The 584-nt window shown below is 44.3% G+C and carries 1 protein-coding gene; it reads left to right on the top strand.

The features are described from left to right. The coding region (locus GQR54_RS19450; RefSeq protein ID WP_166379715.1) for a flagellin at nucleotides 1-584 on the top strand (584 nt) is incomplete at both ends.

The raw sequence follows: 584 nt of genomic DNA, 5'->3' as shown, positions 1-584 counted from the left end.
GCAATGTCGATGATGCAAACAGCAGAGGGCGCGTTTGATGAGATGACAAACATTGCTTACCGCATGAAAGAGCTTGCGACACAAGGTGCAAGTGATGCGAATGGCGATACTGAGTGGGCTGCACAAAGTGCTGAGTTTGTAGCTTTGTCTGCGGAGCTTACCAGTATCATGGAGAATACTTCTTTTGGTGGTACTGACTTATTAGATACAGCAGATAAGTTTGGTGCAGGTAACGTTGTGTTTCAGGTTGGTTCAAGCGCTGCTGAAACGCTAACAGTTAATATTTCAACTGATTTGGCTAATGTTAAAACTGCAATGACTTCTTCGTCAACTAGAGCAGCAACAGGTACATCAACTACGAACGGTACATTCTCGAATGTTGCTGATGCACAGGCGCAGCTTGGTTTTGTAGATACTCTCATTGGTGAGATTGGTACAGCTCGTTCATCACTAGGTGCGTCTATGAATCGTCTTGAGCACACTATGACGAACGTAACAAACATGAAAGAAAACACACAAGCAGCGTCATCTACGTTGATGGATGCTGATTTTGCGGCAGAAACGTCTAACATGACTAAGCAGCA

Origin of the sequence: Pseudoalteromonas sp. Z9A4 (assembly GCF_011378845.1) — a bacterium.
Classification (GTDB): domain Bacteria; phylum Pseudomonadota; class Gammaproteobacteria; order Enterobacterales; family Alteromonadaceae; genus Pseudoalteromonas; species Pseudoalteromonas arctica.
This window is presented reverse-complemented; position numbering and strand designations above follow the sequence as displayed.